Source organism: Chelativorans sp. M5D2P16, from assembly GCF_034427935.1.
Taxonomy (GTDB): domain Bacteria; phylum Pseudomonadota; class Alphaproteobacteria; order Rhizobiales; family Rhizobiaceae; genus Chelativorans.
Genome location: NZ_JAXQNM010000038.1, coordinates 334,464 through 359,083, shown reverse-complemented (window position 1 = coordinate 359,083; position 24,620 = coordinate 334,464). Strand labels below are relative to the sequence as shown.

Genomic DNA, 24,620 nt, shown 5'->3' with positions numbered 1-24,620 from the left:
CGGTCAGCGGGCGCCGAAGATCATCTCGCGCAGCCAGTGCGACAGCAACTGATCGTACGCCCTGCGGCTCGCCTCGTCCGAAAGTGCATGATCGGCGCCCGCGATGATGCGGTAGGTGACGGAGCAGGCCTGGACGAAGGACGTGAGATAGCTGGCGATCGCCGGATGGGGAACGATCTCGTCGTGTTCCGATTCGACGATAAGCACGTCTCCCGTAAAGCGGCTGCATTCGCGAAGCGCCACGTTGGTGTCAGATGAAACAAGGAAGCGCCGATAGCTGGCAAGATCCTCCCTGTCGAGCTGCGCTTTCGGCCGGTCCCAGTCTTCGTCCCGGTATAGGGCGGGCACGCGCAGCACCAGCCATCGGACGGGCCGCCGCGCGGTTGCCACGGTGGCGAGATAGGCGCCATAGCTGCTGCCCACCACGGCGATGGAGGACCGGTCCACCTGCGGCTGCCTTGCGAGCGTGTCATAGGCTGCGCAGATGTCCTGGAGATGGTCTTCCCGGGTCATGGCGTGAATGTCGTTGGTCGATGCGCCGTGGCCGCGCAGATCGAAGGTGAGGCTGACAAAGCCGAACTGCGAAAGGGCCCGTGCCCTTATGCGGTCCCTTTCCTGGCTGCCGTTCCAGCCATGGATGAAGAGAACGCCGGGCAGCCCGGTCTGCGGCTCGACGAGTTGGCCCGAGAGCAGATCCTGTGCGACGGGGACTTTCAGTGGGCTAACGCGCAAGGACATCCTCCACGAAAGCGTATTTGAGCAGTGGTCCGACCGCGGGGTCCTCACCATGATAGCAGACCAGGGCGCCCTCCGGAGGTATTTGTCCGGCTCCGTAAACCTCGGTGGACCGCGCACGCACGGCCCGGGCGTCGGGGTTGCGTGAAAGCGCCTCGATGGCAACGATCTCCGCCCCGGTCGCTCCGCCGACACGCCAGGACTGGTCGATGACCCCCATTGCCGGCGCGCCGCCGGCCAGTCGGCCAGCGGCGACGTCGTAATTGCGCCTGGAGGCGATCAGGCCGGACAGATGCCGGTCCGCCAGCCCGTCGAAACGTGCGGCACAAGCGGCCGCCCGCGCCATTGCGGCCGGCAGGATCTCGGCCGGCAGGTTCTCATACCCGCCCACGGCGGCGGTAAGCTCCGAGCCGCCATAGGCCGCATGGCCCGTATTGTCCGTCGTCAGAAACTGCGTGCCGCAATAGCTGACGGTTAGATGCGGGAGACGCAGCTGGCCGACGGAATAGGTGATCACCTGTGAAAGGTCGGCCTCCAGAACAAGGCCATCGCCCGGCGGGTATTGTGCGGCAAGGTGGGCGAGCGCGTCCTCCAGTTCCAAGGCGGTGGCGGCGACCGCCTGGCCATGCCCGCCCGTGCCGTGGACCGGCTTGGCCCGGACGGGTCCGTGCGGGCGGAGGATCTCACCTGCCGCGCGGGCATCATCGAGCGAAAAGGCGGTGAAGCCGGGCAGCGTCACGTCGCTGGCCGCCCGTGTCAGCCGTTCCGGCCATCCCGGCGGGGCTGCCGCCCTTGGCGAGACGAGTGGGTGCAGGATCGCTTTTGTCGCCATGTAGGCCTCCGGCACCCAGCCGCCGAGCAAATCGCCCTCGTGGCCAATCCGGTAGCGGGATGCTGTCTCGGCGCCACTGAGGGAGGTGCGCGGAATGAGATAGGAGGTCTCGTCGATCCCGAAATTTTCGCAGGCGCCACCGAAGGCGAAGCCGAGCAGGCCGGCAAGCCGCCGGGCCAGCAAGTCGTGCGTTGCCGCCTCGTGCCCATCCTGCACGCATCCGTGCGTGTAGACGGTTCTGCTCGAAGAGATTCCGGACATCCGTGAGCTACGCCTTGCGATCCGTTTACGAGCGCATCGAACGGCGCATGTCCGTGGAAGGTTCCGAAAGGGCCTGCGGGTGGCGACCGCTGGCCGCGCCGGCACGGGCCTTGTGCCGGTTCAGATCCGTTCCAGCACATCCTTCAGGACGACCGCCTGGTTATGGGTGCGATCCTTTGCGGAATAGAGAAGGGTCAGCGGCCGGTCACCGCCCAACGCCACGATCTCGCGGAGCAGATCCGTTCGCGTCGCGAGTTCGGCGCGGTAGCGGCGTTCAAACTCGTTCCACCGCTCCGGGTCGTGATGGAACCATTTGCGCAGTTCCGTGGACGGGGCGGCCTCCTTCGCCCAGTGGTGGATCTCCGCCTTCTCCTTCGCGATACCGCGTGGCCAGAGGCGATCGACAAGGACGCGAAACCCGTCCTCGGGAGCGGGCGCGTCGTAAAGGCGCTTGATCTTGATCTGTCGCATACCCCGTGCCTCCGATCGGTGGCCGAAAGCGTTTATTTCGGATCCTTGTAGACCTTCCAAAGATCCGGCCGCCGCTCCTTCGTCAGTCGTTCGGCCTCGGCGTGGCGCCATGCCCCGATCCTGGCGTGATTGCCCGACAGCAAGACATCCGGGATCGCGTGGCCTTCGAAGTTGGAGGGCCGGGTGTAATGCGGATGTTCGAGGAGCCCGCTTTCGAAGCTCTCCTCCGCGCCCGAGGCCTGGTTGCCCATGACGCCGGGCAGAAGCCGCACGACGGCATCCAGAAGCACCAGCGCAGCCGGTTCGCCGCCGGACAGGATGTAGTCGCCAACCGAGACCTCCTCTAGGGCCCGCGCCTCGATGATGCGCTGGTCCACGCCTTCGAAGCGCCCGCAGACGATGACGGCGCCGGGGCCGGCGGCCAGTTCGCGCACGCGCGCCTGGGTGAGTGGCCGGCCGCGCGGGCTCATCAAGAGCTTTGGGCGGGGATCGCCCGGCGGCGCGGCATGATCGATGGCGCTGGCAAGCACGTCCGCCCGCATCACCATGCCGGCGCCGCCGCCGGCGGGCGTGTCGTCGACGCTGCGGTGCCTGTCGGTGGCGAAGTCGCGGATCTGTACCGTCTCCAGGGCCCACGTGCCGGCCTCCTGTGCGCGGCCGGCGAGCGAAAGGGCCAGCGGACCAGGGAACATATCCGGATAGAGCGTGAGGATGGTGGCACGGAAGTTCAACGGCCGCTCCCGGTTTTCCGTCCGCGCGCGGTCGGTTGCATGATCTCGCCGGGTTGCCGCTCCTCGATGTCAAACCCCGCCGCTTCCCTGTCGATGCGGATCGTGCCGTTGCCGAAATCGATCGCGGGCACCGCCGCGCGAGTGAAGGGAATCATCCGTGTCGGGCCGGAGGCGGGACGGATTTCCAGAATGTCGCCGGCGCCGAAATTGTGGATGGCGACCACCGTCCCGTGTTCAGCATCCGCTTCGTCGAAGACCCTCAGGCCGACCAGATCGGCGTGGTAGAATTCTTCCTCCTCCAATTCCGCGGGCAGGGCCGAACGGTCGACGAAAAGGGCTTCTCCAGTCAATGTTTCGGCCGCGTTACGATCTGCAATTCCGTCGAAACGGACGATCACCACGTCTTTCGCGGGCCGGATGGCGGTTATCGTGAGCGGCTGGCCGTCGCCTGTGTAGAGCGGGCCGTAATCGGCGAGCGCCAGGGGGTCCTCGGTGAACGGCTTCACCCGCACCTCCCCGCGTATGCCGTGGGCGGCCCCCACGATGGCAAGCTGAACCGGGTTGCGCGGTCTGGTCATCCTGTCGCCGTTTCCCCGCGCGCCGAGGCGCGCCATTCCGCTCTGGCTTCCTGCGAAGATCACTCAAGAGCTGGCGAGCTTGGAGGCCACCGCCTCGATGCGCTCGGTCAGTTCGGCCAGCGTGCTGCTCAGCGTGACGTCGTTCTCATCGACCTTCAAAAGTGCCTCGTCACGGGTCTTGCGCAATGCGCCGATTTCGGTTTCCAGGGCCTGCATGCGCCTCTGCAGCTCCACCAGCTCATCCATGACCATGATTCCGGCCATCACGGTGATGCGTTGGTCGCCGATTTCGCCAAACGAGTCCTTCAAATGTCCTACATAGCGGTCGAAGCGCTGGGCGAGGTTGAACAGATGCTCCTCCTGGCCCTCGTCGCAGGCCATGCGGTAGGCTTTTCCATCGATCGTGACAGTTACCTGTGCCATTCCTTCCACCCGGGGCCTGAAGCGTGATGCGCTCGCTCTCGCTACACCTTCGCTCTATCTGTTTGTTCTGCTGCATTTGTGCAACGGCAAGCGAGGCCACTCGCCTGCAAATGCTCTAGCGATCAAGCACGGCGCGGATCGTCTCCATTGCGGCGACCAATCGCCGTGAGACCTCGCGGTTCACTTCCGCCAGGCGCTCCGCTCTTGCTTCGGTTTTGTCGATTTCCTGGGCGAGGCGCGCCCGGTCGGCGCCCATGCGCTGGACCTCCGCCTCGGCCTCCGCGAAGTCCCTTTCCTTCTCCAGCCGATCCTCGGCGGCAGCTTCCAGCGCCTCAACGGCTTTTCCAAGGCGGCCGATTGCATCTTTGAGTGTGGTATCGCCAGACATTGCAACCCATTCCCGGCCCACCCGCCTGCGAATCGCGCGCAATCATAAGATTTTATAACCGAAAGATTACGCGGCGGGTTAAGGGGCCGTCAACTCGATTGGCGGCTATCCCCCGCTTTGCGCAAATTGCCGCCTTTCGTGACGCTGCGGGCATGAACCTTCCAACGCTGTCGCCGTTTATTGACTTGGGCCGCCTAGCTGCTATGTGTCGCCTGCTTTCCTGGGTGAGCGAGAGCGCCCTTTGCCTGAAAACAACCGGCAGCCGATTCAGCGAGCAGAGATGATTTCACGCGAGAAACACGACCGGATGGCGAACGCGATCCGCTTCCTGTCCATGGACGCCGTCGAAAAAGCCAAATCGGGCCACCCCGGCCTGCCGATGGGCGCCGCCGACATTGCCACCGTGCTGTTCACGCGCTTCATGAAGCACGATCCGAAGAACCCCCAGTGGGCGGACCGCGACCGGTTCGTGCTGTCGGCCGGGCACGGCTCGATGCTGCTCTACTCGCTGCTTTATCTTCTCGGCTATGAGGACATCACGCTCGAGGAGATCAAGAATTTCCGCCAGCTCGGCTCGCGCACGGCCGGCCACCCGGAATACGGTCATGCCGCCGGCATCGAGACCACGACCGGTCCGCTCGGCCAGGGTCTCGGCAACGCCGTGGGTATGGCGATCGCCGAGCGGCTCCTGAACGCCCGCTTCGGCGACGATCTCGTCAATCACCACACTTACGCCCTCGTGGGCGACGGGTGCCTGATGGAAGGCATCAGCCAGGAGGCGCTGGCGCTTGCCGGCCATCTGCGGCTTTCCAAGCTGATCGTGCTTTTCGACGACAACCAGATCTCCATCGACGGCCCGGTGTCGCTGGCTGATTCGACCGACCAGTGCGCGCGCTTCGCCGCTTCGGGCTGGTCGACCATTCGGGTCGACGGGCACGACCCCGATGCCATCGCCGCAGCGATCGAGGAAGCGCGCCAGTCCGACCGGCCGACGATGATCGCCTTCCGCACGGTTATCGGGCACGGCGCCCCGACACGGGCCGGCACAAACAAGGCGCATGGCTCGCCGCTCGGTGCGGAGGAGATCGCCGCCACGCGCAAAGCGCTTGGCTGGGAGGCTGACCCGTTCGTCGTGCCCTCGGACATTCTGGATGACTGGCGGCTTGCCGGCCTGCGTTCGGCCAAGGAGCGCGGCGCTTGGAAGACGCGGCTTGCCGCGGCCGATCCGGAGACGCGCGGCGAATTCGAGCGACGTATGCGCGGCGACCTGCCCGAGGCGCTGCCATCGGCAATCCTCGAGTACAAGAAGAAGCTGGCGCAGGAGAATTCGAAGGTCGCCACACGTAACGCCTCGGAAATGGCGCTCGAGGTCATCAATGACTGCGTGATCGAGACCATTGCCGGTTCGGCCGACCTCACCGGCTCCAATAATACGAAGACGAGCCAGACCGCTTCCGTCACTCCCGACGACTTCACTGGCCGCTACATCCATTACGGCATTCGCGAACACGCCATGGCGGCGGCCATGAACGGGATTGCGCTGCATGGCGGGCTTATCCCCTATGGGGGCACCTTCCTCACCTTCTCCGATTATGCGCGTCCGGCAATGCGGCTCGCCTCGCTGATGGGCATCCGTTCGATCTTCGTCATGACGCATGATTCCATCGGACTCGGCGAGGACGGCCCGACGCATCAGCCGGTCGAGCATCTGGCGGCGCTCAGGGCGATCCCGAACCATCAGGTCTTCCGTCCAGCGGACGCGGTGGAGACGACCGAATGCTGGGAACTCGCCCTGAATTCCCGGAAGACGCCCTCCACGATGGCGCTGACGCGCCAGAAGCTGGAGCCAGTGCGGCGCGAATTCGAAGACGACAATCTTTGCGCCCGCGGCGCTTACGAACTGGCTCCCGCGAGCGACGCGCCGGAGGTGACGATCTTCGCCAGCGGTTCCGAAGTGGAAATCGCCGTTCAGGCAAAGGCCATGCTCGAGGAGCGCGGCCACCCGACCCGGGTGGTCTCGGTGCCCTGTTTCGAGCTGTTTGAGGGCCAGCCGGAGGATTATCGCGAGGCTATCCTCGGCGAAGCCCCCATCCGAGTCGCGATCGAGGCCGGCGTCCGCCAAGCCTGGGATTCCTTCATCGGAATCGATGGAATCTTCATCGGCATGAGCGGCTTCGGCGCCAGCGCGCCGGCGCCGGAACTCTACAAGCATTTCGGCATCACCGCGGAGGCCGCCGTGCGGGCGGTCGAGGCGCGACTTCATGCCGGCCGCTGATTGAGGTGCGGCGTTTGATCACTGGCCGCGGCGCCTGCAAGTTCTGTATTGTTGTAATGGGCGCCGCCAAGAACAATCATTCCGCCGCGCATGGGCGCGGCACCATGCACGCCGGAGGTAGTTCATGACTGTCAAAGTAGCCGTCAACGGATTTGGCCGCATCGGGCGCAATGTCGTACGCGCCATTTATGAGTCCGGCCGCAAGGACATCGATGTCGTCGCCGTCAACGATCTGGGCCCGGTGGAAACGAACGCGCATCTCATGCGCTACGACAGCGTGCACGGCCGTTTTCCCGGTGAGATCAAGGTCGAGGGCGACTCGATTGTCGTCGGCTCCGATTCCTTCAAGGTTCTGGCCGAGCGCGATCCGTCCAATCTGCCCTGGGGCGAGCTTGGCGTGGATGTCGTGCTGGAGTGCACCGGCATCTTCACCTCCAAGGAGAAAGCCTCGGCGCATCTTACCGCCGGCGCCAAGCGCGTGCTCGTTTCGGCGCCGTCCGACGGTGCCGACCTGACGGTGGTCTACGGCGTCAACCACGACAAGATCACCGCCGAGCACGAGGTCATCTCCAACGCCTCCTGCACGACCAACTGCTTGGCGCCGGTCGCCAAGGTGCTCCACGATGCCTTCGGCATCGACAAGGGCTTCATGACGACGGTGCACGCCTATACGGGCGACCAGCCGACGCTGGACACCATGCACAAGGACCTCTACCGCGCCCGGGCCGCCGCCATGTCGATGATCCCGACGTCGACGGGGGCCGCGCGCGCCGTCGGCCTGGTGCTGCCGGAACTGAAAGGCAAGCTCGACGGCGTGTCGATCCGCGTGCCGGTTCCCAATGTGTCGGTCATCGACTTCAAGTTCGTGCCGAAGCGGAAGGTGACCGTCGAGGAAGTGAACCAGGCGCTGGTTGCAGCCACCAGGGAAGGTCCGCTCAAGGGCATCCTCGATTATACGGATGAGCCGCTCGTTTCCATCGATCTCTCCCACAACCCCGCCTCTTCCACCTTCGCGCTCGACCAGACGAAGGTCATCGAGGGAGATCTGGTCAGGGTGATGTCCTGGTACGACAACGAGTGGGGCTTCTCCAACCGCATGGCCGATGTGGCGGTGGTGATCGGCAAGACGCTCGGCTGATTTCGGAAAAAGCTTTGGACGGAAATACCCGGCCATGGTGCCGGGTATTTTTGTTTGTACCGCCCGCTTGCACGAGCGGAGCATTCGCCGCACCTTAGCGGCGGTTGACTCGCTTCAGAGAGGACCATGGATCAGGCAGTCTATCTGATTATCTTGATAGCCACGGCACTCGTGCTGTTTGCCGCGTTTTCAAGCCTGATCGCTTTCCGCTTCGGCACCCCCCTTCTGCTCGTCTTCCTCGGCATCGGCCTTGCTGCCGGAACCGACGGGCTGGGGCTCGATTTCGACAATGCCTCGGTGGCCTTCTTCATCGGCTCGCTGGCACTTGCCGTCATCCTTTTCGACTCCGGTTTCGGCACGAAGTTAGCCAGCTTTCGCGCGGCCGCCGCGCCGGCAATCGTGCTTGCAACGCTGGGCGTCGTCCTCACCGCCGCTTTGGTTGGACTTGCCGCGCGCTACTTCGCGGGGTTCGACTGGCTGGAAGGCTTCCTGATCGGTGCCACCGTGGCCTCCACGGACGCCGCGGCGGTGTTTTTCCTGCTGCGGGTCGGCAATATCTCTGTGCGCGACCGGGTGCGCTCCACCCTGGAAGTGGAGTCGGGCTCCAACGATCCGATGGCCATCTTCCTCACCATATCTCTGGTCAGTGTCATTGCCGCCGGCGTGCAGATCGACGGGGGCGCGCTGGCGCGGGAAGTGGCGCTCGGTTTCCTGCAGCAGATGGGCATCGGGCTCGTCGCCGGGCTGGCCGGCGGCTATCTCATCGTGCGGCTGGTGACGCGGCTGCGCCTCGAGCAGGGGCTTCTGCCGATCTTCGTGCTGGCGCTCTCGCTGCTTGTCTTCGCGCTTGCCGGTTCCGTCGGCGGGTCGGGCTTCCTGGCGGTCTATGTCGCCGGGCTCGTGGCGGGCAATGTGCAGATGCGTTCCACGGCCATGTTGAAGCGCTTCCAGGACGGGGTCACCTGGCTGGCGCAGATCATCATGTTTCTGGTGCTGGGACTCTTCGCGACTCCGTCGCAGTTTCCGACCATAGCGCTACCCGCCCTGCTTATCGGCCTGTTCCTGATCTTCGTGGCCAGACCGGTGGCGGTGGCGGTGTGCCTGGCGCCATTCCGGTATTCGCGCGCGGAGACCGCGTTCATCTCCTGGGTGGGTCTGCGGGGCGCCGTGTCGATCCTGCTTGCGCTCCTGCCGCTCATCGACGAGTTGGAGAACGGCCGCAACATCTTCAATATCGCCTTTCTCATCGTGCTCGTCTCGCTGATGGTGCAGGGTTGGAGCATCGGCCCGGTGGCGCGCAGGCTCGGCATGATCGTGCCGCCGCGCTCGGGACCGGTCGACAAGGTGGAATTGGAACTGCCCGGCTCGGTCCGGCACGAGCTCTTGGCCTATCGCGTCGTCGCCGGCAGTCCGGTGGAGCGGGGCGAGCGCATCCCGCGCTGGGCACGCCCGTCTCTCGTCGTGCGCGAGGGGCGCTCCATGACCTACCAGTATGCCGGCCGGCTCATGGCCGGTGACCGGGTCTACATCTTCGTGCCCGACCGCTATCCCCGCCTGCTCGACCGGCTCTTCGCCAGCCCCGCGGAGGTGGATTCGGAGGATACGGAATTCTTCGGCGCCTTCGCGGTCGATCCCGAGCGGCCCGCCGAGGATATCGAGGCGGCCTATGCGCTCGGCCTGAGCGAAGAGGATCAGGCGCTGCCAATCGCCGACTTCGTGCGCAAGCGTCTCGGCGGGCGGGCCGAATATGGCGACCGCCTGCCGCTCGGCAGCATCGAACTCATCGTGCGCGACGTCGACGAGAACGGGCGGATCATCAGCATCGGCCTTTCCGTGGAGCCACCGCCGCCGCCCGCGCCGGTGCCGGTCTTCATCAGTGCCGGTGAGGCCTTGAGTCGGCTGTGGGCCTTCCTTCGCCGGTGGTGGATCGCGCGCCGCAAGCGCGGCGGGGCGGCTGCGACCGATGCGAGCAGCGACTAGCGACGGTCTTGCCTCCCGCGCCGCGGGTTGTATGTTCCTCCCGGGCACCGGCAAAGCGAGGAGATAACGCATCGATGGCCGATTTCAAAACCCTGGACGATCTGGGCGACGTGCGGGACAAGCGCGTGCTCATGCGTGTCGACCTGAACGTACCGGTGCGAGACGGTTCGGTAACCGATACGACACGTATCGAGCGCGTGGCGCCGGGCATCGTCGAACTTGCGGACAAAGGGGCCAAGGTGATCCTGCTCGCCCATTTCGGACGGCCGAAGGGCAAGCGTGACCCGGAAGCCTCGCTTGAGCCGATCGCCAGGGCGGTGGAGACCACGCTCGACAGGCGGGTCCTTTTCGCCGCGGATTGCGTGGACGAGGCCGCGAAGGCGGCGGTCGACGACATGACATCGGGCGATATCCTGCTTCTCGAGAACACGCGCTTCCACGCAGGCGAGGAAGGGAACGATCCCGAATTCGCAAGGGCCATCGCCGAAAACGGCGACATCTATGTGAACGACGCCTTTTCCGCGGCCCACCGGGCGCACGCCTCGACCGAGGGGCTGGCGCATCTCCTGCCCGCCTATGCCGGGCGCACCATGCAGGCCGAGCTCGAGGCGCTGGAGAAGGGACTCGGCAATCCGAAGCGCCCGGTCCTGGCGATCGTCGGCGGTGCCAAGGTGTCGACCAAGATCGATCTCCTGCTCAACCTGGTCAAGAGGGTGGATGCCCTGGTGATCGGCGGCGGCATGGCTAACACGTTCCTCGCCGCACGCGGCACGGGTGTCGGCAAGTCGCTGTGCGAGCACGACCTCGGCGAAACCGCCAAGCAGATCATGGTCGACGCGGCGAGCGCCGGCTGCGCCATCGTCCTGCCCGTCGACGTCGTCGTGGCGCGGGAATTCAAGGCCGGCGCGGAAAGCGAGGTGGTCGACGTCTCGGCGGTCCCCGAAGACTCCATGATCCTGGATGTCGGAGCAAAGAGTATCGAGACGGTGAAGGAATGGCTCGACCGGGCCGATACCGTGGTCTGGAACGGGCCGCTCGGAGCTTTCGAGATCGAGCCCTTCGACCGGGCGACGGTCGCCGCAGCGCGCCATGCGGCTGCTCGCACGCGGGAATGCCTACTGGTCTCCGTCGCCGGCGGCGGAGACACGGTCTCGGCGCTCAACAAGGCCGGTGTGGCGGACGATTTCACCTATGTGTCGACGGCTGGCGGGGCTTTCCTGGAGTGGATGGAAGGCAAGGTCCTGCCCGGTGTGGCGGCTCTGGCGAAATAAAGGAACATCTTTTCATTTCAATCGATTAGGGGAATCCTGTCCGCATTCCGTTTTGTCCTTTCATCTGGTAACGGCTTCTAGATAGTATGCAGGAGGCAGGTAAGATGAGTGAACGCCTTGAGGACATCGCAGCCCGGATGCTGGCCCCGGGCAAGGGCATTCTGGCCGCGGACGAGAGCACCGGCACGATCAAGAAGCGCCTCGATTCGGTTGGCGTCGACTCGACGGCCGATACGCGGCGGGACTATAGGGAGATGCTGTTCAGCGCCGAGGAGGCGATGCAGACCTATATCTCCGGCGTCATCCTCTATGACGAGACGATCCGCCAGCAGGCGCGGGACGGCACACCGCTGGTGGACCTGATCGCGCGCGCGGGCGCGGTGCCCGGCATCAAGGTGGACAAGGGCGCCAAGCCGCTGGCCGGCTTCCCCGAAGAGAAGATCACCGAAGGGCTCGACGGACTGCGCGAGCGGCTCGAAGAGTATCACGGGCTCGGCGCGCGCTTTGCCAAATGGCGCGCCGTCATCTCCATTTCCGAGGGCCTGCCGTCATGGGGTGCGGTCAAGCAGAACGCCCAGGTGCTGGCGCGCTATGCCGCCCTTTGCCAGGAGGCCGGCATCGTGCCGATCGTCGAGCCGGAGGTGCTGATGGACGGCACACCCGGCGGTCACACGATCGACCGCTGCTACGACGTCAGCGAGTGGGTTCTGAAGACGGTCTTCCAGGAACTCTACGATGCACGCGTTGTGCTCGAAGGCATGGTGCTGAAGCCGAATATGGTCATCGACGGCCAGAAGCTGCGCAAGGCCTCGCGGGAGGAAGTGGCGGAGAAGACCGTGCGCTGTCTCAAGGCCACCGTGCCGGCGAGCGTTCCCGGGATTGCCTTTCTCTCCGGCGGCCAGTCCGACGAGGAGGCGACGGCGCACCTGTCGATCATGAACGCCGGTCACGACCTTCCCTGGACGCTCACCTTCTCCTACGGCCGGGCCCTGCAGGCGCCGGCCCTGAAGGCGTGGAGCGGCCGGGACGAGAATGTGGCTGCCGGCCAGCGCGCCTTCGCGCACCGTGCCCGGATGAACGCGCTCGCCGCACGCGGCGAATGGAATGCGGATCTGGAGAAGGCCGCCTGAAGCCATCCGGCGCGGCGTTGGCCCGCGTTGCCGCCCGTCGCAAAGCTGAGATATAGGAGGGGATGGGCTTTTTCGCCGCGCTTTTGTCCTGGCTCGCCTTTCCCGTCTATGCCTGGCAGGGCATCGGCGTTCGCCTGCGTGTGCGCCGCATGCTGCCGCCAACCGGCTGGGTACGCCACCGCATCGACGGGGCCGAGCCGACGGTGCGCCTCCTGGTGGTGGGCGATTCCTCGGTTGCCGGCGTCGGCATCGCCGATACCGACGTTGGGCTGCCGGCGCAGCTCGCCCGTCTCATCGCGCTGCGCCACGAGCGCGCGGTGGTCTGGCGGGCGGCCGGCTTCAACTCCGCCACGGCGGGCGAGATCCGCGATCACGTGGTGCCCAATCTGGCGGCCGAGGAATGGACGCACATCGTTCTGGCCGTCGGCACCAACGATGTAAAAAACTTCCATACGGTGCGCCGCTTCAAGCGTGAGTTCGGCGGCCTTCTCTATGCACTCAGGGCCAGGTGGCCGGAGGCGCTGATCGTCTGGTCGCCGGTGGTCGACATGCGCAGCGTGCCGGCCCTGCCGCCGGCGCTCGGCCAGATCCTGGAAATCCGCGCCTCGCTCATCAACCGGATGGGCACGGCGCTGTGCCTGGAACGCGGCGCTGTGCCGGCCGAGCGGTTGCCGATCGAAGATCCCGAAGCCGGATTCTCCGATGACGGGTTTCACGCCTCGGCCGACGGTTACCGTGCCTGGGCCGAGCATCTTCTGGCCTATATGCAGGAAGAGAAACAGACCCACCGGCCGGGACGGCTGGTCGCCTGAGGCGGCGGCTCCCGACGGTTACCAACTATGGCTGATGCCGACAGTCACCATGATCGCGGCCAGGGCGGCCACGGCGAGCTTCCAGAAGTCCTGCCGCCTCTTCAGGCCGGGAAGGCCCAGTGGCCTGATGAGGTGCAGGACCATCATGGCCATGATCAGCAGCGAGAGGATTTTGGTCATTGCGCGGGCAAACCGGTGAATGAGTGTTCCTCCTTGTGCCCTTCTTTGCGCCGCGCTGTCAAAAGGTGGCCGGGAGTCGGCGAGATGCAGCTTGACCTTGCAGCGCGGGCGGCTCAGTTTCCGGCGCAGGATACTGACGAGGTGAGATCATGGCTCTGGACGGAAAAACGGCGATCGTGACGGGAGCGGCCGGCGGCATCGGCTATGCCATAGCCGAGCGCTTCCTGCGCGAGGGTGTGCGCGTCGTCATTGCCGATATCGACTCTGAAAAGGGCGAGCGGGCGCTGAAGGATCTCGAGAAGCTGGGCGAGGCGCGGTTCGTCAAGACCGATGTGGGCAAAAGCCTGGACGTGCACAACCTGGTCGCCTCCAGCGTCGAGTCGCTGGGCGATATCGATATCCTGGTCAACAATGCCGGCATCGTGCACGGGGCGGATTTCCTCGACCTCAAGGAGGAAGACTTCGACCGCGTGCTGGCGGTCAATCTCAAGGGCACCTTCCTCGTCGGCCAGGCCGTCGCCCGCTATATGGTCGACAAGGTGAAGGGCGGCGGCGCGGCGGGCGCGATCATCAACATGTCGTCGGTGAACGCCGTTTTCGCCATCGCCAACCAGGTACCCTATTCCGTTTCGAAGGGCGGCGTGAACCAGCTCACCAAGGTGATGGCGCTGTCGCTGGCGCCGCACGGCATCCGCGTCAACGCCATCGGCCCCGGCTCCATCATGACCGACATCCTGGCCAGCGTGAACGCCGACTCTGCCGCCCGCGACCGGATCCTATCGCGCACGCCGCTCGGCCGCATCGGCGATCCGCACGAAATCGCCGGAATCGCCGCCTTCCTGGCCTCAGACGACGCGAGCTACATCACCGGCCAGACCATCTACGCGGATGGCGGGCGTCTGCCGCTCAACTACACGGTTCCCGTGCGGGAAGAGGAATAGGGGCGGGAAGCCGGTGGCCGAGAGTGAACCGCTTTCGGCGGAACTTTTCCGGATAACCGCATCGCGCAGGATCATCTGCGCGAGCGAATGCCGCGTGATCCATTCTCGAACTTTCCTTACGCGCAAGACTTGCGGCGGAAACTTTTCTCCTTGCGCCAGAGTTTAACGGACTATTGTTCCATCGCGACTGCTTCGGTTGACTTGGTTGGTGGCAGGCATAGGCTGCCTTCGTGACCTGCGTCACGAGAGGGAGTTCTCATCGGGCATTGCGCTGCCGTTCGGCAGACCGTCGCTCAGAAGGATCAAAAAATGCAGGACCATCAGCTCGTTACCGGCTTGACCCGGCGCAATCTCCTTTCCTTGATCGGCATGTCCGCGGGCAGCGCGGCCATGTACCATGCCATGACCACCCTCGGACTGGCGGCTGAGTCCGGCTACAAGGGCCCCATCAAGCTCGAAGGCGATCCGAAGGGCGCTTCCGTCCTGATCCTCGGCGCGGGATTGGCCGGCCTGACGGCCGCGCTCGAGCTGCGTCAGGCCGGCTACAGCGTGCAGATACTGGAATACAACAACCGGGCCGGCGGCCGTAACTGGACCATACGCGGTGGCGACACGGTGACGGAGCTGGGCGGTGCCACTCAGAAATGCGAATTCGACGAGGGGCACTACCTCAATCCCGGCCCGTGGCGGATTCCCTATCATCACCACGGTCTGCTTGACTACTGCAAGCGCCTCGGTGTGACCTTGGAGCCCTTCCAGCAGCTCAACCACAACGCCTTCCTGCACTCCAAGGACGCATTCGGCGGCAAGCCGCAGCGCGTGCGCCACATCAAGACCGATCTTCGGGGACATACATCGGAACTGCTGGCCAAGGTCACCCAGAAGGGCGCACTTGAAGGCGATGTCACCAAGGAAGACCAGGAGATGCTTTTGGAGGCTCTTCGCTCCTGGGGCGTGCTCGACGAGAACTACGCCTACAAGGAGAGCATCCATACCAGCGAGTACCGCGGCTTCGAACAAGATCCGGGTGGAGGCCTCGGCGCGGCACCCACGCCTGGAAAACCGCTCGGTCTTTCCGCGATTCTTAATTCGGGTCTTTGGGGCAACCTTGCCAACTTCGCGCTCTACGAATTCCAGACGACCATGTTCCAGCCGGTCGGCGGCATCGACATGATCGCCCAGGCCTTTGTCAGGGAAGTCGGCGACCTGATCACCTACAATGCCAAGGTCACCAAGATCGAGCAGGGCGACAACGGGGTCACGGCCTATTACGAGGACAGCGAGAATCCCGGAACCACCCAGCAGGCGAGCGCCGACTGGTGCGTGTGCACCATTCCCCTGACGATCCTCAGCCAGATCGACATCAATGTCGGCGCCGATATGCAGGCGGCGATCGAAGCCGTGCCCTATGCCTCCTCGGTCAAGGTCGGTCTTCAGTTCAAGCGCCGCTTCTGGGAGGAGGACGACCTGATCTTCGGCGGCGTCAGCTACACCGACCTGCCGATCTCCCAGATTTCCTACCCGAGCACTGACTTCAACACCAAGGGCAAGGGCGTTCTTCTGGGGTGCTACACCTGGCAGGGGCCGAACTCCTATGAGTTCACCTCCATGGCGCCCGACGAACGGGTCAAGCGGGCCGTCGAATACGGCGCGCAGATCCACCCGCAATACAAGGAGGAGTTCGAGAACGGCGTCTCGTGGGCCTGGCACCGTTCGCCGTTCACGCTCGGTTGCGCCGGCGATTGGACGGAAGAGATGCGCAAGGAGCACTACGAGAATCTCTGCAAGATCGATGGCCGCATCGTGCTTGCCGGCGAGCACGCATCCTATATCCCCGCCTGGATGGAGGGGGCGATCCTGTCGTCCCTGGATGCGATCACACGGCTCCACCAGCGCGTCGTGGCGGGGTGATCATGTCGGTCCTTTTTTCCTCTTCAACTGAAGGGCGTGCCACCATGACAGAAAAATCCTTACGGTCTTTCGGCCTCCTCGCCGCTTCCCTCTTCGCAACCGCGCTCGCGGGACCGGCCGCGCTCGCCGATTCGGCAGGTATAACGCTGAGTGAAGGTGACAAGTTCGGTGAAAAGAGCGGGGAAGAACTCTACGCCAGCGTCTGCGCCGCCTGCCATATGGACCAGGGGCAGGGCGCGACCGGCGCCGGCAATTATCCGGCCCTTGCCGGAAACGAGAACCTGGCGGCGGGCAGCTATCCCGTCTATGTGGTGCTGCACGGCTTCAAGAACATGCCGGCCGTCGGCCAGATGATGAGCGACGAGCAGGTGGCCGCCGTGGTCAATTACGTGCGTACCCACTTCGGCAACGATTACCAGGATGCGGTAAAACCCGAAGACGTGGCCGCCAGCCGGTAAAGTGCCTGGGGGCGGCGCGGACCTTCGTTGTCGCCCCGATCCATCTGCAAAAGAGGAGAAAGCGTATGATTCAAGTGCGGATCGGTGCTGCCATGCTGATGGCTGGCATGCTCGTGGCCGGAAGTGCGATGGCTCAGGACATCGTGCGCCACAAGATCCCTAACTCGGATTTCCCGATTGCCCAGGCGGTCGAAATCCCGGCCGGCAAGACCACGGTTTATTTGAGCGGCGCGATCCCCTCGGTGGTCGACGAGCAGGCCGACAGGTCCAGCGTGGCTGCCTTTGGAGATACGACAACCCAGACCGTTTCCGTGCTGGAGTCCATTGAAAAGACACTCGAGCGCCTCGACCTGACGATGGGCGACGTTGTGAAAATGCAGGTTTTCCTGGTGGGCGATCCCGAAAACGGCGGCCGGATGGATTTCGACGGCTTCATGGAAGGTTACACGCAATTCTTTGGTACGGAAGAACAGCCGAACCTGCCGTCTCGGTCCGTTGTCCAGGTCGCCGGGCTCGCCAATCCGGGCTTTCTGGTCGAGATTGAAGTGACTGCGGTCCGTCCCTGAAGGGTCGCCCCTTCCGACAATCGACTTCCCCGCTGCCGAACCGTCGCACCTTTTCGCGACCTGGCGGCAGCGGGCGGCCCTGCTGTCAGGCAGGAATGTTCGCACCGGTCCTGCCCGGGGTCTCCTGACCAAACGTTGTCACCATGGCTGTGCGATCCTTCGGCGGCATTTCAGCTGGAGGATGAGAAGCCATGGCAATCGTCGGTCAGCCAGTACTGCGAGTCATGGTTCGCTTTGCCGAATTCCTCAGGCAGCGCCGGCGCCGCCGAATCGGCGAGCGGATCATGAACGACCTGCCTCCCAGCCTGCAAAGGGATATCGGCTGGGAACCCACAAGGCCGCCGCGGCGGGTTTAGGCATTCACGTGAGCGAACCAGGAACCGTCCAGGAAAGCCATAGCCGTGCGCGGGAACCGTTCCGAACGGTCAATACCGCGGAATGGATTCCGCTCACTTCTCGCGCAAAACACGATGATGCCGTTCGGCCGAACAAGCGACTCCCGCCCTGACACCCTCCTGACGCAATGTTGTCAGGAGGGCTGTGGCAGTGTGCCGGATGACGACACAGAGGGCAGATTTGATGGCCGTGACTATTTTCGCCGATCGTTTTGTGTATCCTTCCGGCTCCGAAGATCCTCATCCCGGATCGCTTGCGTGAGGAGCGGTCTTCATGCGTCGCGCAGATCGACTTTTCCAAATCGTTCAGCACTTGCGTGGCGGCCGCCTGGTCACCGCCCGCATCCTTTCGGAGCGGCTCGAGGTCTCGGAGCGGACGATCTATCGCGACATCGCGGACCTGCAGTCGACGGGTGTGCCGATCGACGGCGAGGCCGGCGTCGGTTACCTCATGCGCGAAGGGTTCGAACTGCCGCCGTTGATGTTCACCCGTGACGAGATCGTCGCACTGGTGACGGGCGCACGCATGGTGCGCGCCTTTGGCGGTGTGACCATGGCGCGGGCGGCCGAGGAGGCGCTGGTCAAGATCGGCACCGTACTGCCGGAGAACGAGCGCGAACGCATCTCGCGCACGGAGATCCATACGCCCGACTGGGTGATCAGCGATGCCGAGCGCATGACCATCGACGTTCTCGATCGCGCGGTGGAGAAGCGCCGGGTGCTGAGGCTCGATTATCGCGATGAGGCGGGCCGCACGACCCAGCGCGATGTGCGGCCGCTTGGCCTGTGGTTTTGGGGGAAGGTGTGGACCCTGGTCGCCTGGTGCGAGCTGCGCAACGACTTCCGCGCCTTCCGCATCGACCGCATCGTGCTGATGGAGGAGGCCGGCCACAGCTTCAAGCCGGAGCGTGGAAAGCAGCTTGCCGATTTCTATCGCCGCCTCGAACTGCGCGAGGGGTGCGGCAACGGGCACGCGTGAGATAAGGCTCGCGGGCGGACCTGCATGAGGTGTGAAGTCTCTCGCGTGCTTTCCGATAGTTTGGCCGATTCGCGCCCTCCGGCGGCCGGCATATCGCAGCTTTGCCGCAAACGTGCCCACTTGGAGGCGTTAGGAAACGAAACCCGCGCTCATACACTCCGGCTTCGGGAGTGCTGGCTGCAGGGGGGTGAACTCAGGCCGGAACCGGCGTGCACGCAAACTCCGCCTCGGGATCCTCGCGCAGTCGCGACACCGCGTGCTCCTGCAGTTGTGCAGCGATCTCCACCGGCTCTCCTATGAGCCTTTCCGGGGCGATCGGCTTGCCGATCTTCATGTCGAAGCCCCGGCCTTTCTTGTTCAGGAGCTCGTGGAAGAGCGTCATGTCGCGCAGCTCCGTCGAATATTTCGACAGGAGATAGAACAGACCCGAATTGCGCGCCGTGATGTTGACCGGGATCACCGGCACCTCGTAACGCCGCGCCAGGGCCACCACCGACGGTTGCCAGGGGCGCTCCGTCAGCTTGTCGTCGTTCCAGTAGGCGATGCGGCCGGCGGGAAACAGGACGACGGCCTTGTTCTCGGTGAAGGCCTTGGCGGTCTTCTCCAGCGTGTCGCGGCTCTTGGCGTGCGATTTCTCGCCCGGCCGCCACTCGACCGGAATGATGAGATCGCGGAAATTGGGATTGACGCGCAGTGCATCGCGGTTGGCGAAAATGGCCAAATCCGGGCGCAGTTCCTTCATGAGGTCGTAGATGGCGATCCCATCGGCGATTCCGGTCGGGTGTGTGGGGGCAAGGATGAAGCCACCCTTGTCGGGGATGTTCCGTATGCCCTCGCTGGAGACGTTCAGCGACAACAGCGCGCTTATATAGGCGAAGGCATCATGACCCGACAGCTCGGCGATCTCGTCGGCCATGACGAGCGCCTGCCGATAATGGAAATAGCGGTAAAGCAACGGCCGCGCCACCGGCCATAGGGGGTGCCGGGAAAGATGGAAGGTCCGCTCCGCAATCAGCTGATCGACGATATGCGGCGCTTCATGGGCCGGGGTCGCCTCGCGCCTGAGCACGCGCCCCCCAAGCACTCCAGCAACCGACATCAGCGTCGTATGAAGATCCATGAGCGAAGCACTCCGTTAGCGGCTGTTTCACCGAAAACTATGACGACGCAATGACGACACTACTCAAGAGGCAGCAGGCAGGCTTTGTTCCTGAAGCGAAAAAACGATGTTGCACAATATCACAGCCTGCCTAGCGCGTGTCCAGACGCACCAGGTCCTGGGCGACCGCCAGGCGGATGAACTCGGCGGCCTCGCGCGCAGCCCGGTCCTCGGCATCGCGTTCGGCGCGCATCACCGCGAACTCCTGGAGTGGCCGGTCGAAGGAGGCGCTCGCCTGCTCCTGGCCGCCGGCGACGACATTGCCGGTCTGGCTGTCGATCAGCCGGTATTGTGCGGTGACTGTGACGATGCCCGCGGACGGCTCGCTCTCGCTGCCCTGTTGTATCTGGGCGGCGTCGAGGGCTGCGGTCGTAACCGTCAGGCCGAGCCGGTAGCGCGGATTTTCGGGCTGGCCGGCGCCGCCGTTCAGAAGGAAGATCAGGTGGTTACGCACCTCCTGCGCGTGCCGGGTGGAAACGGGGTCGACGGAAATCGCCGAGAGTGCCGCCTTTTCTTCGCCGGCCAATCCCGGCTGGCTCGCCAGCATGGGGCGGACCGTGCAGCCAGCGGCGGAAAACAGCATGACGATCAGGCCGGCAAGGGCCGAAGCTCTGAGAATGGCGTTCACGGGTGCTCCCTGACAGCTTAGGGCCCTAGGCGACGACGTTGACGATTCGCTGCGGGACGACGATTATCTTGCGCGGAGCGGCACCGTTCAGCGCCTTCTGCACGAAATCGAGCCCGAGAACCGCCTTTTCAACCGTAGCTTGATCCGCATCGCGCGCGATTGTCAAATCCCCGCGCTTCTTGCCGTTGATCTGGACCGGCAGCACGATTTCGTTATCCACAACGAGGTCGGGATCGAAGTCCGGCCACGCCCTGGCGGCGACGAAGCCCTCGCCGCCGATCCGTGCCCAGCACTCCTCGGCCAGGTGCGGCATGAAGGGTGCGATCATCTGGATGACGAATTCGACGGCCTCGCGGGCCGCCGCCCGGGCGCTCTGCGCGGCATCGACATCCAACGCGCCGAGCGGCCCCTGTAACTCGTTGACGAGTTCGTGGATGCGGGCGATGGCGCGGTTGAAGGCCAAGCGCTCGATGTCCTCACCCACGGCCTTCAGCGCCTTGTGCGCCGGCTTCGAGATCGCAGCGTATTCACCCTCCTTTGCAGAGCGCGGCTGTGCTGCCTCGATGGCGGGTGCGGCCTCGCAGATGAGGCGCCAGACGCGCTGGACGAAGCGATGCGCGCCGGCCGCACCCTCGTCGGTCCACTCCACGTCGCGCTCGGGCGGCGAATCGGACAGCATGAACCAGCGCGCCGTGTCGGCCCCGAAGGATTCGGTGATGTCTTCGGGGCTCACCGTGTTCTTTTTCGATTTCGACATCTTTTCAAGTGGACCGATCACAGCGCCGTTGCCCGTGGCGATCTCGATGGCGTTGCGTCCCCCGTCCGAGCCTTCCACACGCACCTCGCTCGGTGCGAGCCAGCGCCCGTCCTGCGCACGATAGGTCTCGTGCACGACCATGCCCTGGGTGAACAGGCCCTTGAACGGCTCGTCGAAATCCAGGTGGCCGGTATCGCGCATGGCGCGGGTAAAGAAGCGCGAGTAGAGCAGGTGCAGGATCGCATGCTCGATGCCGCCGATATACTGGTCCACGGGCAGCCAGCGGTTGGCGATGTCACGCACCGTCGGCGTTTCGGCATCGGGTGTGGCGAAACGGATGAAATACCACGAGGAATCGACGAAGGTGTCCATCGTGTCGGTCTCGCGCCGCGCATCGCCACCGCACTTCGGACATTGAACGTGGCGCCAGGTGGGATGCCGGTCCAGCGGGTTGCCGGGCTTATCGAAATCGATGTCCTCCGGCAGTTCCACCGGGAGGTCTTGTTTCGGAACGGGAACAACGCCGCAGGCATCGCAATGGATCATGGGGATCGGGCAGCCCCAGTAACGCTGGCGCGAGATGCCCCAGTCGCGCAGGCGGAAATTCACCTGGCGCTCGGCCACGGGGCGGCCCGTCAGCGCTTCCTTCTCCAGCCGGCGGGCGACCTCCTCGAAGGCTTCCCGGTTCGTCATGCCGTCCAGGAAGCGCGAGTTGATCATGATCCCGTCGTCCGAATAGGACTCTTCCGTGACCTGGAAGGTGGCCGCATCGGCGTCTTCCGGCATCACGACCGGGATCACCGGCAGGCCGTATTTGTTGGCGAAGTCGAGGTCGCGCTGGTCGCCCGACGGACAGCCGAAGATGGCGCCCGTGCCGTACTCCATCAGCACGAAGTTGGCGACGTAAACCGGCAGCGTCCAGTCGGGATCGAAGGGGTGGCGCACGCGGATGCCGGTGTCGAGGCCCTTCTTCTCCGCCGTTTCGAGCGCGGCGGCGGAGGTTCCCATGCGCCGGCATTCCTCGATGAAGGCGGCAATTTGCGGATTGTCCGCGGCGGCCTTGCGTGCCAGCGGGTGGTCGGCCGAGATCGCCATGAAGGAGGCGCCGAAGATGGTGTCGGGACGCGTGGTGTAGACCTCCAGCTCGTCCGCGCCCTCGGGGGCGGTGTCCTCCACCAGCGCCCAGCGGATCGACAGGCCCTCGGAACGGCCGATCCAGTTGCGCTGCATGAGCCGCACCTTCTCCGGCCATTCGTCAAGTTCGTCGATGGCCTTGAGCAGATCCTCGGAATAGTCGGTGATTTTAAAGAACCACTGCGCCAGCTCCCGCTGTTCCACCGGCGCGCCGGAGCGCCAGCCGCGGCCGTCGATCACCTGCTCGTTGGCGAGCACTGTCTGGTCCACCGGGTCCCAGTTGACCTTGGACGTCTTCCGCGTCACCAGCCCCTTCTCGTGGAAGTCGAGGAACAGCATCTGCTGGCGATGATAATAGTCCACGTCGCAGGTGGCGAACTCGCGGCTCCAATCGAGCGACAGGCCCATCATCTTCAACTGGGCGCGCATGGTGGCGATGTTCTGGTAGGTCCACTCCTTGGGGTGGACCTTGTTCTGCATGGCCGCGTTCTCGGCCGGCATGCCGAAGGCGTCCCAGCCCATCGGATGCAGCACGTTGAACCCCCTGGCGCGCTTGTAGCGGGCGACGACGTCGCCCATGGTGTAGTTGCGCGTGTGGCCGATATGGATGCGGCCGGAGGGGTAGGGAAACATCTCCAGCACATAATATGTGGGCCGCCCGTCCTCATTGGAGGTCTCGTAGAGGCGCGCCTCCTCCCACGCCTTCTGCCAGCGGGGTTCGGATGTGCGTGGATTGTAACGTTCGGTTGCCATGACCGCTTTTTCACATACAAAGAACGAGAAATTTCCGGCGGACCTTCACCATGGTTTGCGGGAACCGTCAACTCCGTGCCGCCATTCCCGGCGGCAGGAACGCGATTTAGAGGAGATTGCACCGACCCATGCTTGATGCCGCCCGCAATCTGAAAGCCGTCAGGGACAGGATCGCCGAAGCCGCGCGCGAGAACGGCCGCGCTGCGGAAGATATAGGACTGGTCGCGGTTTCCAAGACCTTCGACGCCGAGGCGATCCGGCCCGTGATCAAGGCCGGCCAGCGGGTCTTCGGGGAAAACCGCGTCCAGGAGGCGCAGGCCAAGTGGCCGGCGCTCAAGGAAGAGCATCCGGATATCGAACTGCACCTGATCGGCCCGCTGCAATCCAACAAAGCGAAGGACGCGGTCGCGCTCTTCGACGTCATGCAGACGGTGGACCGGGAAAAGATCGCCGGCGCGCTCGCCGCGGAGATGGCCAAGCAGGGCCGGCGTCCGCGGCTCTATGTCCAAGTCAATACCGGGTTGGAGGGGCAGAAGGCCGGCATCGATCCGCGCGAGGCCGCCAGCTTCGTCGCCCGCTGTCGGGAGACGCACGGGCTCGGGATCGAGGGGCTGATGTGCATTCCGCCGCTCGACGAGAACCCCGGCCCGCATTTCGCGCTCCTGGAAAAGATCGCGCGCGAGGCGGGCGTGGCGAAGCTCTCCATGGGCATGTCGGCGGATTTCGAGACGGCCATCGCTTTTGGCGCCACCAGCGTTCGTGTGGGCTCGGCCATTTTCGGCGCGCGCGATTGAGCCGGCGGCCTCTCCTGCACCGCATTCCGCCTCAGCCCGTCTTCACGTTCGCCACCAGAAAATCCAACAACGCGCGAACGCGGGCGGGCAAGTATTTGCCCTGGCCGACATAGACCGCATAGAACGTCTCCTCGTCGCCCGGATTGTGGTCCTGCAGCAGCGGAACGAGCCGCCCCGCTTCGATATCGGCCCGCAGGTGCCAATGGGAAAGGCGTGCGATCCCCGCGCCGGCGAGCGCGGCCAGGCGCATGCTCTCGCCGTCGTTGATCAGCGAGCCGCCACTCGGCCGGATGATGATCGGCTTTCCCGACTCGTCGACAAAGGGCCAGCCCTCGAAGAAGCGCGGAAAGCAGAAGCCCAACATCCGGTGCCCTTCCAGATCGGCGGGCGTTTTCGGCGTCCCGTGCGTCCGGAGATAGGAGGGTGCGGCCACGACGACCATCCGGGTCTGGATGAGCTTACGCGCGATCAGGTTGGGCGCCTTGAGCGGTCCGGTGCGGATGGCCAGGTCAGCGCGCTCCTCGATCAGGTCGACCACGTGATCCGTCAGCACCACGTCGACGGCCACCTCCGGATAGAGCGCCTGGAATTTCGGCAGGAGGGGAATCAGCCAGTGATGGCCGAACGGGACGTTGCTGTTGACGCGCAGGCGTCCACGCGGGACGGCACCGGCCGCAGCTTCCCGCTCGGCGGCGGCGACCTCGCCCAGGATACGCACGCCGGATTCGTAGAAGGCCGCACCCTCGGCCGTGATCTGCAGGCGCCGCGTCGAGCGGCGGATGAGGGGGATGCCCAGCCGCTCCTCCAGCCGGGCGATCAGCTTGCTGACGGCCGACGGGGTCATCCGCAGGCGGCGCGCGGCCGCGGAGAAGCTCTCCGCCTCCACCACAGCAACGAACACCTCGATTTCCCGCAGCCGGTTGGTCTCGTTTCGCGCCAT

Annotated in this window: 24 protein-coding genes; 12 read left to right on the top strand and 12 right to left on the bottom strand. The window is 64.7% G+C overall.

The window, feature by feature from the left end; translation table 11 throughout:
• Nucleotides 1-3: 3 nt before the first annotated feature.
• The 7 genes from SIN08_RS19505 to SIN08_RS19475 form a co-directional block, all read right to left on the bottom strand.
• Nucleotides 4-738, bottom strand: coding sequence for an alpha/beta hydrolase family protein (locus SIN08_RS19505; protein ID WP_416208103.1), 735 nt, complete (start codon nt 736-738; stop codon nt 4-6).
• On the bottom strand, nt 722-1,828 hold the full coding sequence (locus tag SIN08_RS19500) for a DUF3182 family protein (protein ID WP_322453264.1): 1,107 nt from the start codon (nt 1,826-1,828) through the stop codon (nt 722-724). The genes SIN08_RS19505 and SIN08_RS19500 overlap by 17 nt, the downstream gene beginning before the upstream one ends.
• Before the next feature lie 120 nt (nt 1,829-1,948).
• Nucleotides 1,949-2,299 carry a DUF488 domain-containing protein gene (locus SIN08_RS19495; RefSeq protein ID WP_322453263.1) on the bottom strand — a complete coding sequence of 117 codons (351 nt, stop codon included), beginning with the start codon at nt 2,297-2,299 and terminating at the stop codon, nt 1,949-1,951.
• 32 nt (nt 2,300-2,331) lie between these two features.
• Complete coding sequence (trmD, locus tag SIN08_RS19490; protein WP_322453262.1) at nt 2,332-3,030, bottom strand: tRNA (guanosine(37)-N1)-methyltransferase TrmD; 699 nt, start codon at nt 3,028-3,030, stop codon at nt 2,332-2,334.
• The gene (gene rimM / locus SIN08_RS19485) at nt 3,027-3,608 is read right to left on the bottom strand and encodes a ribosome maturation factor RimM (protein ID WP_322453261.1); all 582 of its coding nucleotides are present in this window, start codon (nt 3,606-3,608) and stop codon (nt 3,027-3,029) included. The genes trmD and rimM overlap by 4 nt, the downstream gene beginning before the upstream one ends.
• Before the next feature lie 63 nt (nt 3,609-3,671).
• Nucleotides 3,672-4,031: a cell division protein ZapA gene (locus tag SIN08_RS19480; RefSeq protein ID WP_322453260.1), complete on the bottom strand. Its 360-nt coding sequence runs from the start codon at nt 4,029-4,031 to the stop codon at nt 3,672-3,674.
• Nucleotides 4,032-4,146: 115 nt separating this feature from the next.
• A complete protein-coding gene (locus tag SIN08_RS19475; RefSeq protein WP_322453259.1) occupies nt 4,147-4,419 on the bottom strand; it encodes a DUF4164 domain-containing protein in 273 nt (90 codons plus the stop codon).
• Between the two features lie 280 nt (nt 4,420-4,699).
• On the opposite strand from SIN08_RS19475, the gene tkt reads away from it, so the two are divergent.
• The 6 genes from tkt (at nt 4,700) to SIN08_RS19445 (ending at nt 13,025) form a co-directional block, all read left to right on the top strand.
• The gene (gene tkt, locus SIN08_RS19470) at nt 4,700-6,694 is read left to right on the top strand and encodes a transketolase (RefSeq protein ID WP_322453258.1); all 1,995 of its coding nucleotides are present in this window, start codon (nt 4,700-4,702) and stop codon (nt 6,692-6,694) included.
• 124 nt (nt 6,695-6,818) lie between these two features.
• Complete coding sequence (gene gap, locus SIN08_RS19465) at nt 6,819-7,832, top strand: type I glyceraldehyde-3-phosphate dehydrogenase (RefSeq protein ID WP_322453257.1); 1,014 nt, start codon at nt 6,819-6,821, stop codon at nt 7,830-7,832.
• Nucleotides 7,833-7,958: 126 nt separating this feature from the next.
• Nucleotides 7,959-9,812 (top strand): potassium/proton antiporter, encoded by a 1,854-nt coding sequence (locus SIN08_RS19460; RefSeq protein ID WP_322453256.1) that lies wholly within the window; start codon nt 7,959-7,961, stop codon nt 9,810-9,812.
• Between the two features lie 74 nt (nt 9,813-9,886).
• On the top strand, nt 9,887-11,083 hold the full coding sequence (locus SIN08_RS19455) for a phosphoglycerate kinase (RefSeq protein ID WP_322453255.1): 1,197 nt from the start codon (nt 9,887-9,889) through the stop codon (nt 11,081-11,083).
• Between the two features lie 104 nt (nt 11,084-11,187).
• Nucleotides 11,188-12,213 (top strand): class I fructose-bisphosphate aldolase, encoded by a 1,026-nt coding sequence (locus SIN08_RS19450; protein WP_322453254.1) that lies wholly within the window; start codon nt 11,188-11,190, stop codon nt 12,211-12,213.
• A gap of 62 nt (nt 12,214-12,275) precedes the next feature.
• A complete protein-coding gene (locus SIN08_RS19445; RefSeq protein WP_322453253.1) occupies nt 12,276-13,025 on the top strand; it encodes an SGNH/GDSL hydrolase family protein in 750 nt (249 codons plus the stop codon).
• An 18-nt stretch (nt 13,026-13,043) separates the two neighbouring features.
• On the opposite strand, the gene SIN08_RS19440 is transcribed toward SIN08_RS19445, so the two are convergent.
• The gene (locus SIN08_RS19440) at nt 13,044-13,205 is read right to left on the bottom strand and encodes a hypothetical protein (RefSeq protein WP_322453252.1); all 162 of its coding nucleotides are present in this window, start codon (nt 13,203-13,205) and stop codon (nt 13,044-13,046) included.
• Between the two features lie 149 nt (nt 13,206-13,354).
• Between SIN08_RS19440 and SIN08_RS19435 the strand changes: the two genes are divergently transcribed.
• The 5 genes from SIN08_RS19435 to SIN08_RS19415 all read left to right on the top strand — a co-directional run bounded on the left by SIN08_RS19435 (nt 13,355) and on the right by SIN08_RS19415 (nt 18,455).
• On the top strand, nt 13,355-14,146 hold the full coding sequence (locus SIN08_RS19435) for a 3-oxoacyl-ACP reductase family protein (RefSeq protein WP_322453251.1): 792 nt from the start codon (nt 13,355-13,357) through the stop codon (nt 14,144-14,146).
• Nucleotides 14,147-14,455: 309 nt separating this feature from the next.
• Nucleotides 14,456-16,057 carry a flavin monoamine oxidase family protein gene (locus SIN08_RS19430; RefSeq protein WP_322453250.1) on the top strand — a complete coding sequence of 534 codons (1,602 nt, stop codon included), beginning with the start codon at nt 14,456-14,458 and terminating at the stop codon, nt 16,055-16,057.
• A gap of 44 nt (nt 16,058-16,101) precedes the next feature.
• Complete coding sequence (locus tag SIN08_RS19425) at nt 16,102-16,515, top strand: cytochrome c (protein ID WP_322453249.1); 414 nt, start codon at nt 16,102-16,104, stop codon at nt 16,513-16,515.
• 65 nt (nt 16,516-16,580) lie between these two features.
• The gene (locus tag SIN08_RS19420) at nt 16,581-17,081 is read left to right on the top strand and encodes a RidA family protein (RefSeq protein ID WP_322453248.1); all 501 of its coding nucleotides are present in this window, start codon (nt 16,581-16,583) and stop codon (nt 17,079-17,081) included.
• Nucleotides 17,082-17,750: 669 nt separating this feature from the next.
• Entirely contained in the window at nt 17,751-18,455 is a 705-nt protein-coding gene (locus SIN08_RS19415; RefSeq protein WP_322453247.1) for a YafY family protein, read from the top strand.
• 193 nt (nt 18,456-18,648) lie between these two features.
• On the opposite strand, the gene SIN08_RS19410 is transcribed toward SIN08_RS19415, so the two are convergent.
• From SIN08_RS19410 to leuS, 3 genes are all read right to left on the bottom strand, one after another.
• Entirely contained in the window at nt 18,649-19,575 is a 927-nt protein-coding gene (locus tag SIN08_RS19410; protein WP_322453246.1) for a GNAT family N-acetyltransferase, read from the bottom strand.
• 130 nt (nt 19,576-19,705) lie between these two features.
• Nucleotides 19,706-20,242, bottom strand: coding sequence for an LPS assembly lipoprotein LptE (lptE, locus tag SIN08_RS19405; RefSeq protein ID WP_322453245.1), 537 nt, complete (start codon nt 20,240-20,242; stop codon nt 19,706-19,708).
• Between the two features lie 25 nt (nt 20,243-20,267).
• A complete protein-coding gene (leuS, locus tag SIN08_RS19400) occupies nt 20,268-22,886 on the bottom strand; it encodes a leucine--tRNA ligase (RefSeq protein WP_322453244.1) in 2,619 nt (872 codons plus the stop codon).
• Between the two features lie 128 nt (nt 22,887-23,014).
• Between leuS and SIN08_RS19395 the strand changes: the two genes are divergently transcribed.
• On the top strand, nt 23,015-23,680 hold the full coding sequence (locus SIN08_RS19395) for a YggS family pyridoxal phosphate-dependent enzyme (RefSeq protein WP_322453243.1): 666 nt from the start codon (nt 23,015-23,017) through the stop codon (nt 23,678-23,680).
• 31 nt (nt 23,681-23,711) lie between these two features.
• Here SIN08_RS19395 and SIN08_RS19390 read toward each other — a convergent pair whose 3' ends face one another.
• Nucleotides 23,712-24,620 (bottom strand): LysR family transcriptional regulator, encoded by a 909-nt coding sequence (locus SIN08_RS19390; RefSeq protein ID WP_322453242.1) that lies wholly within the window; start codon nt 24,618-24,620, stop codon nt 23,712-23,714.

What these genes read in the sequence shown, in the direction of transcription:
- tkt (WP_322453258.1), top strand. Translation starts at nt 4,700, where the DNA reads ATGATTTCACGCGAGAAACACGACCGGATGGCGAACGCGATCCGCTTC.
- SIN08_RS19500 (WP_322453264.1), bottom strand. Translation starts at nt 1,828, where the DNA reads ATGTCCGGAATCTCTTCGAGCAGAACCGTCTACACGCACGGATGCGTG.
- rimM (WP_322453261.1), bottom strand. Translation starts at nt 3,608, where the DNA reads ATGACCAGACCGCGCAACCCGGTTCAGCTTGCCATCGTGGGGGCCGCC.
- SIN08_RS19455 (WP_322453255.1), top strand. Translation starts at nt 9,887, where the DNA reads ATGGCCGATTTCAAAACCCTGGACGATCTGGGCGACGTGCGGGACAAG.
- SIN08_RS19480 (WP_322453260.1), bottom strand. Translation starts at nt 4,031, where the DNA reads ATGGCACAGGTAACTGTCACGATCGATGGAAAAGCCTACCGCATGGCC.
- leuS (WP_322453244.1), bottom strand. Translation starts at nt 22,886, where the DNA reads ATGGCAACCGAACGTTACAATCCACGCACATCCGAACCCCGCTGGCAG.
- SIN08_RS19440 (WP_322453252.1), bottom strand. Translation starts at nt 13,205, where the DNA reads ATGACCAAAATCCTCTCGCTGCTGATCATGGCCATGATGGTCCTGCAC.
- SIN08_RS19435 (WP_322453251.1), top strand. Translation starts at nt 13,355, where the DNA reads ATGGCTCTGGACGGAAAAACGGCGATCGTGACGGGAGCGGCCGGCGGC.
- SIN08_RS19430 (WP_322453250.1), top strand. Translation starts at nt 14,456, where the DNA reads ATGCAGGACCATCAGCTCGTTACCGGCTTGACCCGGCGCAATCTCCTT.
- SIN08_RS19450 (WP_322453254.1), top strand. Translation starts at nt 11,188, where the DNA reads ATGAGTGAACGCCTTGAGGACATCGCAGCCCGGATGCTGGCCCCGGGC.
- SIN08_RS19415 (WP_322453247.1), top strand. Translation starts at nt 17,751, where the DNA reads ATGCGTCGCGCAGATCGACTTTTCCAAATCGTTCAGCACTTGCGTGGC.
- SIN08_RS19425 (WP_322453249.1), top strand. Translation starts at nt 16,102, where the DNA reads ATGACAGAAAAATCCTTACGGTCTTTCGGCCTCCTCGCCGCTTCCCTC.
- SIN08_RS19390 (WP_322453242.1), bottom strand. Translation starts at nt 24,620, where the DNA reads ATGGCGCGAAACGAGACCAACCGGCTGCGGGAAATCGAGGTGTTCGTT.
- SIN08_RS19495 (WP_322453263.1), bottom strand. Translation starts at nt 2,299, where the DNA reads ATGCGACAGATCAAGATCAAGCGCCTTTACGACGCGCCCGCTCCCGAG.
- SIN08_RS19420 (WP_322453248.1), top strand. Translation starts at nt 16,581, where the DNA reads ATGATTCAAGTGCGGATCGGTGCTGCCATGCTGATGGCTGGCATGCTC.
- SIN08_RS19505 (WP_416208103.1), bottom strand. Translation starts at nt 738, where the DNA reads ATGTCCTTGCGCGTTAGCCCACTGAAAGTCCCCGTCGCACAGGATCTG.
- SIN08_RS19445 (WP_322453253.1), top strand. Translation starts at nt 12,276, where the DNA reads ATGGGCTTTTTCGCCGCGCTTTTGTCCTGGCTCGCCTTTCCCGTCTAT.
- SIN08_RS19475 (WP_322453259.1), bottom strand. Translation starts at nt 4,419, where the DNA reads ATGTCTGGCGATACCACACTCAAAGATGCAATCGGCCGCCTTGGAAAA.
- SIN08_RS19395 (WP_322453243.1), top strand. Translation starts at nt 23,015, where the DNA reads ATGCTTGATGCCGCCCGCAATCTGAAAGCCGTCAGGGACAGGATCGCC.
- SIN08_RS19460 (WP_322453256.1), top strand. Translation starts at nt 7,959, where the DNA reads ATGGATCAGGCAGTCTATCTGATTATCTTGATAGCCACGGCACTCGTG.
- gap (WP_322453257.1), top strand. Translation starts at nt 6,819, where the DNA reads ATGACTGTCAAAGTAGCCGTCAACGGATTTGGCCGCATCGGGCGCAAT.
- SIN08_RS19410 (WP_322453246.1), bottom strand. Translation starts at nt 19,575, where the DNA reads ATGGATCTTCATACGACGCTGATGTCGGTTGCTGGAGTGCTTGGGGGG.